The organism is Terrabacter sp. 2TAF16, from assembly GCF_052115065.1.
Taxonomy (GTDB): Bacteria; Actinomycetota; Actinomycetes; order Actinomycetales; family Dermatophilaceae; genus Terrabacter.
Genome location: NZ_JBFRFZ010000006.1, coordinates 646,971 through 660,650, shown reverse-complemented (window position 1 = coordinate 660,650; position 13,680 = coordinate 646,971). Strand labels below are relative to the sequence as shown.

Sequence of the window (13,680 nt, the reverse complement as noted above, 5' to 3'; positions counted from 1 at the left end):
TCCCACAACTTCACATGGACACCCATTTATCCGTTCCCTGAGCGCGCCGAGCCTCGCCAGCCAGGGATGTAGCCCACACCCGTGGGCCGGGCGAGGACGGGGGACCCAGTGTGGCCAGTGAGTGCATGTGTATCGAAGCGCATGTCAAGAGGACGAGATCTGGTCTCGGGGTGAAGTCGCATCCGCGACGGGGCACCTGACGCCCCAACCCGACAGCTAACCCCGCAGGCGCGCGTCAGGAAGGATCACCCATGCAGTACATGTCCAAGCATGCTGCGGCCAAGAAGATCTCGGTCAAGCAGCGCATCGCGGGAGTCGGAATCGCTGGAGCCGCCACCATCGTCGGTGGCATCGCCACGGGCGGGTCGGCCAAGGCCGCCTCGGTCTGGGATCGCGTCGCCCAGTGCGAGTCGAGCGGCAACTGGCACATCAACACCGGCAACGGCTACTACGGCGGCCTCCAGTTCGTGCAGAGCACGTGGCGTGGCTACGGCGGCACGGCCTTCGCGTCGCGCGCCGACCTCGCCACGCGGGCCGAGCAGATCGCCATCGCGCAGCGCGTGCTCGCCTCCCAGGGCCCCGGCGCCTGGCCGGTGTGCTCGCAGCGGGCCGGCCTGACCCGGGCCAACGGTGGCGCGACGACGACCCCGGTCTCGCGGTCGACCGTCCGCAAGCCCGTGACGACGAAGAAGGTCGTCAAGAAGAAGACGTACGCGACGAAGCCCACGGTCAAGAACACCGCCAAGGGCGCCAAGGTCACCGTGCGCAGCGGCGACACCCTCGGCAAGATCGCCGCGCGCTACCACGTGGCCGGCGGCTGGAAGGCCCTCTGGAAGGCCAACGGCGCCCGGGTCACCAACCCGAACCTCATCTTCGTGGGTCAGACTCTGCGACTCCCGTGAGTTCCTGATACAACTGAGCCGGACGGCCTCGCGCGACCAACCCCTGGGTTGCGCGGGGCCGTCCTTCTCATGTCCGGCGTCGGTTCGCGCCCGGTGTTTGGGCGTATGCCGTCTGGCTCGGTTACGCTTTCGCCCGTCCGCGGCGCTCGCGCCGAGACGTGCTGGCGTGGCGCAATTGGTAGCGCACCTGTCTTGTAAACAGGCGGTTAGGGGTTCGAGTCCCCTCGCCAGCTCCACCGTGACGTGCGAGTCCGGCTGACGGGGCCGCATCTGCGTGCCCACGGCGAGAGGCTCATCCCCGGCGGATGACGCGGCACGGACGAGCGGCTCCTAGCGTTGAGATCGGTCCCCCATCGGACGCACCGACCACCGGACGCACCCCAAGGAGAAGATGACATGACTCTCAACGTCGACGAGCTCGGTCCGGTGGACTGGATCGTCGTGGAGTTCGAGGGCAGCACCCTCAACGGCAAGATCGCCCCGATCCTCAAGGACTACGTGGATCGCGAGCTCATCCGGGTCCTGGACCTGCTGTTCTTCAAGAAGGCGGAGGACGGCAGCTTCGAGGCCTTCGAGGCAACCGACCTGGAGGACTCGGAGATCGGCGAGCTCCGTGCGTACGAGACCGAGCTGGCCATGCTGCTCAGCGAGCAGGACGTCGCCGACCTGGCCGACACCATCGAGCCCGGCAGCTCAGCGGCCGTCCTGGTGTGGGAGAACCTGTGGGCGGCTCCCTTCGGCGCGGCGGTGCGCCACGCCGGCGGCCAGCTCGTGGCCAGCGGGCGCATCCCGATCCAGGCCGTCATCGCCGCCATCGAGTCCGACCAAGAGGAAGGAGCCTGACATGCCACTCGCAGCCAGGCGCAGGAGAAGGACAGTGGCCGCCGTCGGCGGCGCCGTCGTCGTCGCGCACGGGATACACCGGCGCGGTGAACGCCGTGAGGACCGGCGCGACGATCGCCGCGATCGCCGCTGACGCATGACCCGGGCCGTGGGGCCCTCTCAGGGCTCCACGGCCCGTTGCGCTGCCCTACGCCGTCGCCGGCCCCGGTCGGAACGACGTGACCAGCAGGTGCAGGCTGAGGAGCAGGACCCACAACGGGAAGAGCAGGACGGCCCAGACCGTCCGCGGTGGTGCGAGGAGCAGGACCAGCGCGACGACGAACCCCACGGCCACGAGCCAGCGCGGCACGATCCCGGTGCGACGGCCGAGGTTCGTGACGACCATCGTGAAGACCGCTGCCATGCGGATGCCGAACGTCGTCAGGAGGGCCGTGCTGACCGCCCCCACCTGCCGGACGTACTCCGGCGAGACGCTGTCGGGCCCGTCGTAGAGGGCGAGCAGGGCTCCGACATCTGCAGATGCGGCGAAGAGCATGGCGACGAAGAGCAGCCCCGACCCGAGGAAGGCTGTCGCGAACAGCTTGTCCTCGCGGTGCCCGAGACGGGAACGGATCACCCCGATGAACCACAGGAAGGCGATGCCCGCGTACGGGGTGAGCTGCATCGCCAGCGTGACCCTGCCGCGGCGCTCCGCATCGGTGATCCACGTCGAGCGGCCGCCGGTGCCCGGGAGCGCCAGGTACATGAGGATGACGACCGCCCCCAGGAGCACGGCGAAGGCGATCCCGGCGATGGCCGCCGCCCGCGGTGTGCGGATCTCGTCGAGCACCCGCCCCCGTGGTTCGAGGTCGGCCGGTGACTCGGCCCGACCACGCTCGTCCTCATGCATGCTCATGCTCCAGCCGTGGGCCCGTGCGGCCTTCGTCGGGACCGATCGTGTGACGCCCCTGCAGGTCAGTGGCGGTTCACTCACGCATCAACATGCCCTGCGCCTCACGTTCCAGGTCGACGTAGGGCTCGCCGCTCACGTCGACGGCGACGCGCCTGATGGTGCCTCCCGTGAACCGGTACGGGCGCGCGCCGGGGTAGTCCTGCGTGACCGGGTCGCCCATGTCGCGCCCCACCGCCAGTCCCTCCCCGGCGATCATGTAGCTGCCGGGCTGGAGCTTGATCTGGCCTTCTCCGACCACGGTGTCGCCGTGGTAGAGCGACAGGGTGCCGGTGGCGACGGGGGTCTGCTCCGCGCCGTCCTTGACGAACGACGCCGACAGGATGAGGTTCTCGCCCGTGGGCAGGTCCTCGGTCGCGACGACCTTCTGCTCGAACAAGCCCACGAAGCTGTTGACGTAGTGCAGCCGGTTGTCCTTGACGTAGAGGCTGTGTCCGCCGAACCTCGACCCCTGGGCGAAGAGCACGCCCTGGGCGCCCGGCTCGGGGATGTCGACCAGCGCACCGATGACGAATGACCGGCCGCGCACCACGACGGCCTGGGCCTCGGGCACCTCGGCGTGGTTGGGGTAGTAGACGTACCGGTCGCGCGGGGCCGACAGCTGGGGCCGGGGGGACACGAGGATCTCCAGCGCCGAACGGTCATCGAGCGGGAACCCCTCGTTGGCGCCCGCCTGGGCGTACCAGAGGTTGACCATCTCACGGAGCTTGTCGGGCTGCTCCGCCGCCAGGTTGTGCAGCTCGGAGCGGTCGACCTCGACGTGGTAGAGCTCCCACTCGTCGTCGTTGAAGTGCGACCAACCGCTGATCGTCGGGTGCGTGGTGATGGCCTTCCAGCCGTCGTGCCAGATGCCCCGCGAGCCCAGCATCGAGTAGAACTGCGTCTGCCGCCGCCCGGGGGCCTCGGGGTCGTCGAAGCTGTAGCGCATGCTGACGCCGTCGAAGTGGCTCTGTGTGTGGCCCTTGATGGTCTCCGGGGCCTCGATGCCGAGGGCGTCGAGGACGGTGGGCACCAGGTCGATGGCGTGGTGGTACTGCTCCCGGATCTCACCCTTGGCGGTCATGCCGGCCGGCCACGAGATCACGCAAGGGTCGGAGGTGCCACCGTTGAACTCGTAGCGCTTCCACATCTTGAAGGGCGTGTTGAACGCCATCGCCCACCCGTTCGGGTAGTGGTTGTACGTCTTGGGCCCGCCCAGCTCGTCGAGCATGGCGAGGTTGACGTCGATGTCGTCGGGGATGCCGTTCATGAACAACATCTCGTTGACCGACCCGTCCGGGCCGCCCTCACCACTCGCACCGTTGTCCGAGACGAGGATGACCATGGTGTTCTCCCGCTGGCCCGTCTCCTCGAGGTAGTCGAGCAACCGACCGATCTGGGCGTCGGCATGGGACAGGAAACCGGCGTACACCTCCGCCATCCGGGCGAAGAGGCGCTGCTCCTGCTCGGACAGCGAGTCCCACGGCCGCGTGGTGTCGACGGCCGAGAACGGCTGGTCGTCCGGGCCGGTGCGCGTCTCCGGCGTGCCGATCGGGTTCATCGGTGGAAGCTCGGTGTTCGCGGGGACGATGCCCATCTCGACCTGACGGGCCAGGGTGGCCTCACGCATCGCCTCGTAGCCCGCGTCGAAACGCCCGGCGTACTTCTCGATCCACGCCTTGGGCGCGTGGTGCGGCGCGTGTGCGGCACCCGGTGCGTAGTAGAGGAAGAAGGGTTTGTCCGGCGCGACGGCCTTGGCGTCCATGATGAACTCGATGGCCTTGTCGGTGATGTCCTCACCGAAGTGGTAGCCCTCCTCGGGCGACCTCGGCTGGTCGACCGGGTGGTTGTCGTAGGTGATCTCCGGGTACCACTGGCTGGTCTCGGCCCCGAGGAACCCGTACCAGCGCTCGAAGCCACGCCCGGTCGGCCAGTTGCGACGCGTCGAGGCGAGGTTCATCTCGACCGTGGGGCACAGGTGCCACTTGCCGACCATGTAGGTGTTCCAGCCCCGCTCGCCGAGGATCTCCGGAAGCATCCCGTTCTCGGGCGGGATGGTGCCGCTGGCGTTGGCGAAGCCACTGGCCCCTTCCGTGATGCACGCCATGGAGTTCCGGGTGTGGTTGCGTCCGGTGAGCAGGCACGACCGGGTGGGCGAGCACAGGGCTGTTGTGTGCCACTGGGTGTAGCGCACCCCGTCGCCGGCGATCTTGTCGATGTTCGGGGTCTCGATGGGGCCGCCGTAGCAGCTCATGGCGGAGAACCCGACATCGTCGAGCACGATGTACACGACGTTGGGCGACCCTTCGGGTGCCTTCGGCGGGGCGAACGGGGCCCAGTCCTCCACCGAGTCCCTGATGTCGACGTTGACCACACCACGAAACGGTTGCGCCATGTCATGACTCCTTGCTCGCGACTGCTCACGATCGTCGGCGCTCGCCGATCCGACGAAGGGACGGGTGCTCCTCAGGCGGGGCTCCGCCCAGCATGTGACGGGGACGGTGCCCTGTGCCTCACCCTCGGCGGATGAAAAGGTCGGCGCTCACGAGAGCCGTGGTCAGGGGCGCGCGTCATCGCTCGTGCCGGCACCATGGCAGTCCGCCCACACGGCGCCACCGAGGCATGAGCAGGGGTCACCCGGGTGGCGCTCGGCGTCGCGGACGGCATACCACTCCCTCAGCCCCGTGGCGTCCCGGCCTCGACGCAACAGGGACGCCATGACGCGCATGGGTGCGTCGACGTGTCGGAAGAAGAGCTGGTAGCCCTCACAGAGGTAGTGCAGGCCGGCCTCGCCGTCGGGGGCGGTGAGGAAGCGGTCCTTGGGGCAGCCGCCGTTGCAGGCGAACCGGACGTCGCACGAGCGGCAGTAGGCCGGCAGCGTGTCGAGCTTGGCCTGCCCGAAGGCGCGCTGCTGGGGCGAGTCGACGAGCTGGAGCAGCGTTCGTCCCTGCCGGATGTTGCCGAGGAGGTAGCCCGGCTCCACGTAGTGGTCGCACGAGTAGAGGTCGCCGTTGTGCTCGAGCGCGACGGCGTCCCCACACGTGCGGGCATGGACGCACAGGCCGGCTTGGTCCATGCCCATCCAGTGGGCGAGGGCGGTGTCGAACATCGAGACGAAGACGTCGCCGACGTCGTGGCGGGCCCACTCCTCGAAGACGTCGACGAGGAAGCGGCCGTACTGGTGTGCACTGACCGTGCGGTGGGTGACGAGGCTGCCGTCCTGCACGTAGAGCGGCCGGTCACCGGACCGGGCGCCCCATCCCGACTCGGCAAGCGGGAGCAGCTCGGGCGTCACCCGCTCCACGATGGGGATGAGCTGCACGAACGTGGCCCCGAGCTCGTCGCGCAGGAAGCCGTAGACCTCGCGGCCGTGGTCGCCGTTGGCGGCGTTCACCGTGGTGAGGGCGTTCCACTCGACCCCGTTGCGCTTGAGCGCCTCGAGACCCCGGATGACCCGGTCGAAGGTGGGTTTGCCGCCCTTGTCGACACGGTAGGCGTCGTGCATCTCGCGCGGTCCGTCGATCGAGACGCCGACGAGGAAGTGGTGGTCGCGCAGGAAGGCGCACCACTCGTCGTCGAGGAGCGTGGCGTTGGTCTGCAGGGTGTTGAGGATCCGCTGCCCCGGCGCGGCGAGACGTTCCTCCAGCTCGAGCGTTCGTCGGAAGAAGTCGAGGCCCATGAGGGTCGGCTCGCCGCCCTGGAACGCCACCACCACCTCGTCGGCGCCGCGCTGGGCCGCGAGGAGCTGGCCGATGTACGCCTCGTGGACCTGCGGGTCCATCCGGAAGCTGCTGCCCGGGTAGAGCTCGTCCTTGGACAGGAAGAAGCAGTACTCGCAGTCGAGGTTGCAGATGGCGCCGGTGGGCTTGGACATGACGTGGAAGGACCGCGAGGCCGTCAGGGGCGCCGCGGCAGCTGTCCGCCCGTCAGGAGCCGCGGCCGGGGTCACCGTCACCCACCGTCCACGGCGGAGGGGCAGCCATCCCCGGACCTCATCCTCGTCATCGACACTCGCTGAGCGTGACACCGAGCAGGCTGCTGCGGATCATCCGGACGGGGTGAACGCACCCGCGTCCGGTGGCCCGCTCACGGGAGCGGTGGACATCCGTGAGGGCGCATCCCTGACGAGGTCTGGACACGGCGGAGCGTCCGGTGCCACGGTGAGCGGCACAGGCCGGGACCGGCGGCCTGGGGCGTCGACTCGCGAGAGTCCGGGATCCGACCAAGGGAGACACGTGAGCGACAGCGTGTTCGTGCTTCACACCGGTGGGACCATCGGGATGGTCGACACCCCGGACGGCTACGCGCCCGTGGCGGGTGCGCTCGCTCCCTATGTCGACTGGATCGTGGAGAACTCGAGAGGGGAGCTGCCCCCGATCGTCTTCGAGGAGCTCGACCCACCCATCGACTCCGCCAACGCGACGCCCGACGACTGGTGCGCCATCGCTCGAGTCCTCTACGAGCGCCGCAGCCGTCACCGGGGCTTCGTCGTCCTGCACGGGACGGACACGATGGCCTACACGGCGTCCGCGCTCTCGTTCCTGCTCCCGTCGTTCGGCAAGCCGGTCATCGTCACGGGCTCGCAGATCCCGGTCGCCCGCACCCGCAGCGACGGACGGCAGAACCTCATCGGGGCGCTCCAGGTCGCGGCGCGGTCCGACGTCCCGGAGAGCTCGCTCCTCTTCGGCGAGGTGCTGCTGCGGGGCAACCGGGCGACGAAGGTCGACGCCTCGGGCCTCGACGCCTTCGACTCGCCACGCTTCCCACCGCTCGCCGCGATCGGCATCGACATCGACGTCCGGGACTCCCTGGTGCGCCCCGCCGACGGGGAACCCGAGCTGCGGGCCGGGCGGCTGGGGGAGGTGGCAGCGGTGCGGCTCTTTCCCGGGTTCTCGGCCTCCATCCTCGCGAACCTGTGTCGACCGCCGCTGCAGGGACTCGTCATCGAGGCCTACGGGGCGGGCAACGGACCCTCGAACGACCGGGAGTTCATGGCCGTCGTCGAGGCCGCCACGGCCGAGGACATCGTCGTGGTGGTCGTCACCCAGTGCGTCCGCGGATCGGTGCAGCCGGGGGCGTACGCGACCGGGTCGGCACTGATGCGGGCCGGCGCCGTGCCGGGCTACGACATGACGTGCGAGGCAGCGCTCACCAAGCTCGCGGTCCTGCTCGGCCAGGGCCTCGACACCGGTGTCGTCGCCGACATGATGCAACGCGACATCGCCGGTGAGCTGACGAGGAAGGACGACGTCGAGGTTTCGCCGGTGGGTGGGGCGACCTGAAAGCCCTCGGGTCGCCGCTCAGGCGCGCGGCGTCGTCAGGGCGCGGGCAGGCGCGACCGCCGACTGCGGGTCGAGGGCGTCCGCCGGTGCGAGCCGGCGCCGCCTGACCAGCTTGCCGAGCTCGACGACGGCGGGGAGCGCGGCTGCCAGGGCTGCGCAGACGAGCCACTGGCCCGGCGTGAGCTCGGAGGTCAGCAGTGCCTGCTGCAACGTCGGCAGCTGGGTCGCCAGGAGGAGCATCCCGACCGGAATGAGGGCGATCGCCAGCGCCCTGAGGATCGGGGGTGTGAGTCCGCTGGTGGGGTCGCGCCGGTTGACCACCGCGTTGAACGCGGTGCCCAGGCCCATCACCACGAACGTCATCGTCATCGACACGGATGCTCGCGTGGGGCTGGGCTCGTCCGGCCCGAGCACCAACGGCATGAAGGCGGCGACGAACAGCACCGCCGCGTAGGCCAGCCACATGACGACGGCCGACCGGTTCGTGATGGTGAGGCCGGGGTCGCGGGGCGGCCGGCTCATGACGTCGGGGTCACCCGGGTCGACGGCGATGACGATGACACCGACGGCCGTCGCGAAGAACAGCAGGAAGAGCACCATGGTCGGGGTCATCGCGACACCCCGGTTGACGTCGAACACGGTTGCCGCGAGGAAGAGGAACACCAGCGAGAGCAGCTGGGTCATCTGGTAGCGCACGTACGAGACGACCTTGTCGTACGCGCGCCTCCCGATCTCGACGGCGTGGACGAGCGTCCCGAAGTTGTCGTCCGTGAGCACCATGCGTGCGGCCTGCTTGGTCACCTCGCTGCCGCTCCCCATCGCGACGCCGATGTCTGCCTGCTTGAGGGCGGCGGCGTCGTTGACGGCGTCGCCGGTCATCGCGACGATCATCCCCTCCTCCTGCATCGCCCGAGCCAGCCGGAGCTTGTCCTCGGGCGTGACGCGGCCGAACACGTGCAGCATCGGCAGCTGCTGCTTCAGCTCCTCGTCGCTCAGCGCCTGCAGATCGGCGCCGCTGATGGCCCCCGGACCCAGCCCCAGCTCCTGGCCGATCGCCTGAGCCGTGACGGCGTGGTCACCGGTGATCATCCGCACGTCGATCCCGGCCGTCAGGGCCGTCGCGACAGCGCTCCTCGCCTCGGTGCGCAGGGGGTCGATGATCCCGGCGAGCCCGACGAAGGACAGGCCCTGCGTCAGAGCCATGGGGTCGGCGTCCATGGTTGCCACCTCGTCGTCGGTGACGAGGCGAGCCGCGAACGCGAGCACGCGCAGTCCCTTGCCGCCCATCCGCTCGTTGGCCTCCAGGACGCCGTCGAGCGCCTGCCCGATGGGGACCTGCGAGCCACTCAGCGGACCACCCGCCAGGGTGCATCGGGCGATGACCACGTCGGGGGCGCCCTTGACGAGCTCGATGAGGTGCTCGGCCCCCTTGAGGGTCACCCGGTGGAACGTGGCCATGAACTTGTACTCGGAGTCGAAGGGCACCTCGGCCAGGCGCGGGTAGGTTCGGCGGGTCTCCTCGGCGTCGATCCCGAGCTTCGCGGCGAGCACCACCAGCGCCGCCTCGGTGGGGTCCCCGATCACCGAGCCGTCGTCGCCGACCACCGCGTCGCTGTCGAGGCACAACCCGAGGCCCAGGCGCGTGAAGTCGGGGACCGGTGTGCCGGCCACGGCCCGGATCGCCCCGCTCTTGCGGTAGCCCTCGCCGTCGACGGTGAACCACGACCCGCTCGCGTACAGCGTGGACACCATCATCTCGTTGAGGGTCAGCGTGCCCGTCTTGTCGGTGTTGATCGCGCTCGTCGACCCGAGCGTCTCGACGTCGGTGAGGTTCTTGACCACGGCCTTGGACGCAGCCAGCTGCTTGGCGCCCATCGACAGGAGTCCGGAGACGAAGGCCGGCATTCCCGTGGGGATCGCGGAGACGGCCATCGCCGTGCCCAGCAGCAGCAGGTCCTTGGCCGGCGTCCCGCGGACGAGACCGACGACGACGATGACGGCGACCGCTCCCCAGGCGATGACGCCCAGCACCTTGGTGAGGGTGTCGAGCTCCTTCTGCAGCGGTGAACGCTTTCGCGTGACCGAGCTGAGCATGGTCGCGATCTGGCCCATCTGCGTCCGCTGCCCCGTCGCGGTGACCACGATGGTGCCGGTGCCGCGAGTGACGGACGTGTTCTGGAAGAGCATGTTGGTCCGGTCGCCGAGAGCGACGTCCACGGATCCCAGAGCGGAATGGTCCTTTGCTATCGGCACGCTCTCCCCGGTCAGCGCGGCTTCCTGGGCCTCGAGGGTGGCGGAACGGACGATGCGTCCGTCTGCCGGGACGATGTCGCCTGCCTCGACCTGCACCACGTCCCCGGGCACGATCTCGGTGGCGGGGACGAGGGAGAGGGCGCCGTCACGGACGACCCGCGCCTGCGGTGTCTGCATCTTGGCGAGGGCGTCGACGCTGGCTCGGGCCGTCAGCTCCTGCCGGGTGCCGAGGGCGAGGTTGAGGACGATGAGCAGACCGACGATCACGCCGGTCGACACCTGGCCGATGGCCAGGCTCACGACCACGACGGCCACCAGCATGATGTTCATCGGATCGCGCAGCTGGCTCGCGGCGATGGCCCAGACGGACGGCGGTCTCTCGGCGGCGATCGCGTTGGGGCCGACGGCCGCCAGGCGACTCGCGACCTGAGCCCCGGTCAAACCGGAGTCCGTGTCGGAGCCGGCTGCGGCCACGACCTCGTCGGCGTCCAGCGCGAAGGGTGGGGTCTCGGTGTCCGCGCTCGACGCCGACGTGCCGCTCTCGCTCATGGGTCGTCCCCCGCTCCGGCTGCCTCAACCTCAGCGCTTGTCAGGCTAGTACCAACGAGCCCCTGCGTGGCAGGTCTGCGGCGCAACGTCGTCCGATGATCCGCTGAGCGGCCGCCATTTCCGTGCGAGCCTTGTCCGCGTGACGAGTCAAGATCCGCATTCGGTGCGCGTCGCCGGGGTCGACCTGGACCTGGAGCGGCTCACCTACGCGACCATCGTCGTGATGGCCGTGCTGTCCGCCTACTCCGGCTGGTCCGACCTGTCGTTCCCATCCGCTGCTGTCGTCGTCGTCTCACCGATCGTGGCCGTGTGCCTGGCGCACGCGTTCTCGGAGGTCCTCCATGAGCATGCTGCGGAGAAGCGGAGGCTCACCACCGCGGAATGGCTGGCAGTGGCGCGCCGGCAGGTGCACCTCCTGCTGGCGGCCGTGCCCCCGCTCGCCGTCCTGGTCATCGGTCGGGTGACAGCGCTGGGGAACGCCGACACCCTTCCCGCCGTGGAGCTGACCGGGCTGCTCACCCTGGCCTTCCTGTCGGCGGTCGCCAGCAGGCGGGCCGGCCTGCGGGGACCGTGGCTGGTCGCCGGCGCGCTCGCCGGGGGACTGGTCGGGCTCACGGTCATCGCTCTGCAGATCGTCCTGAAGCCGCACTAGTGCGCGGTGCTCCGGATCCCTCGCTGTCGATCGCGCCGGCTCCCGCCGCCGGGCGGGGCGTCCGGCGGAGCCCGATGGGCCACCAGATGCGGTCGCCGAGGTCGTAGGACACCGCCGGGACGAGCAGGCTGCGCACGATGAGCGTGTCGAGCAGGACGCCGAAGGCGACGATGAAGGCGATCTGGACGAGGAAGAGGATCGGCAGCACCGCGAGGGCCGAGAAGGTCGCAGCGAGGACGATGCCCGCACTCGTGATGACACCGCCCGTCACCGCGAGGCCCACGAGGATGCCGGGCCGCGTGCCACGGGTGCGCGACTCCTCACGGACGCGCGTCATGAGGAAGATCGAGTAGTCGATGCCGAGTGCGACGAGGAAGACGAAGCCGTAGAGCGGCGTCGACGGGTCGGAGCCCGGGAACCCGAAGACGTGGTTGAAGGCGATCGCGGAGACGCCCATCGTCGCGGCGAACGACAGGACGTTCGCGGCGACGAGGACGAGCGGCGCCACGATCGAGCGCAATAGCAGCATGAGCACGACGAAGATGACGGCGAGGATCGTCGGGATGATGACCTTGAGGTCGCGCTCGCTGGCGAGGCGCACGTCGAGGTTCGTCGCGGTGGTCCCTCCCACGAGCACGTCGGAGCCGACCCGGTCGAGGGATGCGCGCAGCGTCTCGATGGTGTCCTCGGCCGCGACGCTGTCGGCGGCGGCGTCGAGCGTGGCCTGCACGACGACCTGGCCGTCGACGACCTTCGGCGGCTGGCCGGGGACGAGCCCCACCTGTGGGCTGCTGACCCCGTCGGTCGACTCGAGCACCGCGACCACGGCATCGGCCTTGGCCTCGGGGGCGGCGATCTGGACGGGGGAGCCGGACCCGGCGGGGAAGTGGCGCGCGAGCACCTCCTGCCCGGTGACGGAGTCCACCTGGGTGAGGAAGAGGTCGGACTGGGCGATGCCCCGCGCGTTGAGCGTCGGGAGGAACGCCGCGCAGGTCGCGAGGGCGAGGAGGGTGACCACCCAGGTGCGCCGGGGGTGGCGCCCGACCATGCCGGCGACCCGGCCCCAGATGCCGCGGGTGCCCACCGCGTCCGCGCTGTGCACGTGGTCGACGTGGGGCACCTGCGGCCAGAAGACGCGTCGGCCGATGAGGAGCAGGAGCGCGGGCAGGAAGGTCAGGGACGCGACGAAGGCGCCGACGATGCCCAGCGCGCCGACGGGACCGAGACCCTTGGTGCTGCCGAGATCCGACAGGCGCAGGCAGAGCAGGCCGAGGACGACAGTGGCGGCGCTCGCGGCGATCGGCTCGAGCGAGGCCCGCCACGCGATCTTCATCGCCGCCCACGTCGACTCCTCGTCGTGCAGCTCCTCCTTGAAGCGCGCGACGAGGAGCAGGGCGTAGTCGGTCGCGGCGCCGACGACGAGGATCGACAGGATGCCCTGGCTCTGGCCGCTCAGGCTGATCGTGCCGTTCTTGGCGAGGGGGAAGACGACGAGCGCCGCGAGGGACAGGCCGAACACGGCCGAGATGAGCACGGCGAAGGGCAGGATCGGGCTGCGGTAGACGATGAGCAGGATGAGGAAGACGACGCCGAGGGCGACGAGCAGAAGGATGCCGTCGATGCCGCCGAAGGCGATGATGAAGTCGGCGAAGAAGCCGCCGGCACCCGTGACGTGGACAGTCAGGCCGGACGCACCCAACGTCGACGCAGCGGACTCGCGCAGGGCCTGCGCGACGGCATACAACGCGGTGTTCCCGGCGATGGTGTCCTCGGCCTTGTCGGCAAGGAAGGCGACGGGGACGAGCGCAGCCTGCTTGTCCTGGCTGGGGATCGCGAGGGTCGGGGGCGACTGCAGGAACTCGCCGACCGTGCGCCCGGGGTCGGCGAGCTTCAGGCCGGGGATGCCGTCGACGTAGCGCTGGACGGCCGCGAGGTCCGCCGGGGTCAGCCCGCCCTGCCGCTCGACCACGACGAGGTAGGGGAGTGTCTGGGTGTCGGTCGTGCGGCCCACGAGCTTGCTCACCGACGTCGACTCCGCCGACGGGGGAAGGAAGTTCGCGTTGTCGTTGGTGGCGACCTCGGACAGCCGCCCCACGAGGGGACCACCGACGCCCCCGATGGCGAGCCAGGCCAGCACCGCCAGGGCGGCCACCCACCGGACGGCGGCACGGCCCTTCGGCCTGCTCGACCCGTGCCTGCCCGCGGATGCGTCGCTCATGGACTCATCATGGGGCAGGCGCGCGCCACAAGGTTGGACAGTCGGCGAAGCAC

At 69.9% G+C, this 13,680-nt stretch carries 9 protein-coding genes, 1 tRNA gene and 1 riboswitch; of the genes, 5 read left to right on the top strand and 5 right to left on the bottom strand.

Annotation, left to right across the window (positions count from 1 at the left end; all coding sequences use genetic code 11):
- Window positions 1-60 precede the first annotated feature (60 nt).
- Window positions 61-248: riboswitch (cyclic di-AMP (ydaO/yuaA leader) on the top strand.
- Window positions 249-251: 3 nt separating this feature from the next.
- From AB4Z14_RS11935 to AB4Z14_RS11925, 3 genes are all read left to right on the top strand, one after another.
- The gene (locus AB4Z14_RS11935) at window positions 252-902 is read left to right on the top strand and encodes a transglycosylase family protein (RefSeq protein ID WP_442275348.1); all 651 of its coding nucleotides are present in this window, start codon (window positions 252-254) and stop codon (window positions 900-902) included.
- Between the two features lie 160 nt (window positions 903-1,062).
- Window positions 1,063-1,138: transfer RNA gene (locus tag AB4Z14_RS11930), tRNA-Thr, on the top strand.
- 160 nt (window positions 1,139-1,298) lie between these two features.
- A complete protein-coding gene (locus AB4Z14_RS11925; protein WP_442275347.1) occupies window positions 1,299-1,745 on the top strand; it encodes a DUF6325 family protein in 447 nt (148 codons plus the stop codon).
- A gap of 187 nt (window positions 1,746-1,932) precedes the next feature.
- On the opposite strand, the gene AB4Z14_RS11920 is transcribed toward AB4Z14_RS11925, so the two are convergent.
- The 3 genes from AB4Z14_RS11920 to AB4Z14_RS11910 all read right to left on the bottom strand — a co-directional run bounded on the left by AB4Z14_RS11920 (window position 1,933) and on the right by AB4Z14_RS11910 (window position 6,547).
- The gene (locus tag AB4Z14_RS11920; RefSeq protein WP_442275346.1) at window positions 1,933-2,640 is read right to left on the bottom strand and encodes a hypothetical protein; all 708 of its coding nucleotides are present in this window, start codon (window positions 2,638-2,640) and stop codon (window positions 1,933-1,935) included.
- A 70-nt stretch (window positions 2,641-2,710) separates the two neighbouring features.
- Entirely contained in the window at window positions 2,711-5,068 is a 2,358-nt protein-coding gene (locus tag AB4Z14_RS11915; protein ID WP_442275345.1) for an arylsulfatase, read from the bottom strand.
- 162 nt (window positions 5,069-5,230) lie between these two features.
- Window positions 5,231-6,547 carry an anaerobic sulfatase maturase gene (locus AB4Z14_RS11910; RefSeq protein WP_442275344.1) on the bottom strand — a complete coding sequence of 439 codons (1,317 nt, stop codon included), beginning with the start codon at window positions 6,545-6,547 and terminating at the stop codon, window positions 5,231-5,233.
- A 361-nt stretch (window positions 6,548-6,908) separates the two neighbouring features.
- On the opposite strand from AB4Z14_RS11910, the gene AB4Z14_RS11905 reads away from it, so the two are divergent.
- Window positions 6,909-7,955, top strand: coding sequence for a type I asparaginase (locus AB4Z14_RS11905; RefSeq protein ID WP_442275343.1), 1,047 nt, complete (start codon window positions 6,909-6,911; stop codon window positions 7,953-7,955).
- 18 nt (window positions 7,956-7,973) lie between these two features.
- Here the strand turns inward: AB4Z14_RS11905 and AB4Z14_RS11900 are convergent, their stop codons facing one another.
- Window positions 7,974-10,757: a cation-translocating P-type ATPase gene (locus AB4Z14_RS11900; RefSeq protein ID WP_442275342.1), complete on the bottom strand. Its 2,784-nt coding sequence runs from the start codon at window positions 10,755-10,757 to the stop codon at window positions 7,974-7,976.
- 163 nt (window positions 10,758-10,920) lie between these two features.
- On the opposite strand from AB4Z14_RS11900, the gene AB4Z14_RS11895 reads away from it, so the two are divergent.
- Window positions 10,921-11,409, top strand: coding sequence for a hypothetical protein (locus tag AB4Z14_RS11895; RefSeq protein ID WP_442275341.1), 489 nt, complete (start codon window positions 10,921-10,923; stop codon window positions 11,407-11,409).
- Here AB4Z14_RS11895 and AB4Z14_RS11890 read toward each other — a convergent pair.
- Complete coding sequence (locus AB4Z14_RS11890) at window positions 11,375-13,627, bottom strand: MMPL family transporter (RefSeq protein ID WP_442275340.1); 2,253 nt, start codon at window positions 13,625-13,627, stop codon at window positions 11,375-11,377. The genes AB4Z14_RS11895 and AB4Z14_RS11890 overlap by 35 nt on opposite strands.
- Window positions 13,628-13,680: the final 53 nt, after the last annotated feature.

Bases quoted from the DNA above. Each gene is read 5' to 3' on its own strand.
- AB4Z14_RS11935 (WP_442275348.1), top strand. From the start codon at position 252: ATGCAGTACATGTCCAAGCATGCTGCGGCCAAGAAGATCTCGGTCAAG.
- AB4Z14_RS11925 (WP_442275347.1), top strand. From the start codon at position 1,299: ATGACTCTCAACGTCGACGAGCTCGGTCCGGTGGACTGGATCGTCGTG.
- AB4Z14_RS11920 (WP_442275346.1), bottom strand. From the start codon at position 2,640: ATGAGCATGCATGAGGACGAGCGTGGTCGGGCCGAGTCACCGGCCGAC.
- AB4Z14_RS11915 (WP_442275345.1), bottom strand. From the start codon at position 5,068: ATGGCGCAACCGTTTCGTGGTGTGGTCAACGTCGACATCAGGGACTCG.
- AB4Z14_RS11910 (WP_442275344.1), bottom strand. From the start codon at position 6,547: ATGTCCAAGCCCACCGGCGCCATCTGCAACCTCGACTGCGAGTACTGC.
- AB4Z14_RS11900 (WP_442275342.1), bottom strand. From the start codon at position 10,757: ATGAGCGAGAGCGGCACGTCGGCGTCGAGCGCGGACACCGAGACCCCA.
- AB4Z14_RS11890 (WP_442275340.1), bottom strand. From the start codon at position 13,627: ATGAGCGACGCATCCGCGGGCAGGCACGGGTCGAGCAGGCCGAAGGGC.